Raw genomic sequence first — 1,187 nt, 5'->3', positions numbered from 1 at the left:
GTCCACTCCCCCTAAAATGAGACAGCTATAATTAGATTTTCTGCCTTTACCTTTGCAGAGGTCAAAATGAAAAAAGCACGCTTTACTGAAACTCAGATCGTTAATATCCTGAAACTGGCTGATTCAGGTATAAAAGTTGAAGAAATTTGCCGTCAGAACGGAATTAGCAGTGCCACCTACTACAATTGGAAATCTAAGTATGGTGGGATGGAAGCTAATGATGTTAAACGATTAAAAGAGCTTGAAGAGGAAAATACTCGTCTCAAAAAATTGTTTGCTGAAGTCAGTCTTGAAAATCATGCCATGAAGGAGCTTTTTGCAAAAAAGGGTTGGTAATAACCGAGAAAAAGTCCTGTGCCGGATTATTAACGGCTTCAGGCCTGTCGGTTATTACAGCTTGCAAACTGACCTCTTTATCGCGGGCCTCTTTTTATCGGCGCGGTACTGACTGGCGAGAAAAAGATAAGGTCGTTATCGATGCCATTCAGGCTGTGTTGTCTGAGTCGCCTCAGGCTGGTTTCTGGAAATGCTATTATCGTCTCAGATTTAAAGGGTTTATCTTCAACCATAAACGTGTTTATCGTGTGTATTGCCGGTTAGGTTTAAACCTTAAACGCAGGATCAAAAAAACGCTGCCAAAACGTGAGAATAAGCCGTTATCAATTGTGAATCTGCCTGATATTCAGTGGGCACTGGACTTTATGCATGATGCTCTTTACTGCGGTAAGCGGTTCAGAACACTAAATATAATTGACGAAGGAACGCGTGAATGTCTGGCCATTGAAGTTGATACTTCTTTACCGACAGACCGGGTTATCCGTGTACTTGATCGACTGAAAAAAGAACGTGGGTTACCTCAGCAACTCAGAGTTGATAATGGCCCAGAACTGATATCAGTTAACTTATTGAATTACTGCGAATATAATCACATTACACTGTGCCATATTCAGCCGGGTAAACCACAACAAAACGGATTTATTGAGCGTTTTAATGGCTCATTTCGTCGGGAGTTTTTGAATGCTTACTTGTTTGAATCATTAAGCCAAGTCAGAGAAATGGCTTGGTTCTGGCAACAGGATTATAACCTGAATCGTACACATGAAAGTCTGGGGCATCTTCCCCCGGAGACATACCGAAAACAGCTAGAAAACTCTAATCAGGACTGTCTCAGATAACGGGGAGTGGAC

General features: G+C 41.7%; 1 protein-coding gene. It reads left to right on the top strand.

Features of this window, described 5'->3' with window-relative positions:
• Window positions 1-66 precede the first annotated feature (66 nt).
• Window positions 67-1,175, top strand: a protein-coding gene (locus YALDO0001_RS22585) for an IS3-like element ISYal1 family transposase (protein ID WP_086016827.1) whose coding sequence is annotated in 2 segments (ribosomal slippage) — window positions 67-319 and window positions 319-1,175 — 1,110 coding nt in all. Because the reading frame shifts where the segments join, the coding sequence is not laid out codon by codon here.
• Window positions 1,176-1,187 lie beyond the last annotated feature (12 nt).

Source organism: Yersinia aldovae ATCC 35236 (assembly GCF_000173735.1).
Classification (GTDB): Bacteria; Pseudomonadota; Gammaproteobacteria; order Enterobacterales; family Enterobacteriaceae; genus Yersinia; species Yersinia aldovae.
This window is presented reverse-complemented; position numbering and strand designations above follow the sequence as displayed.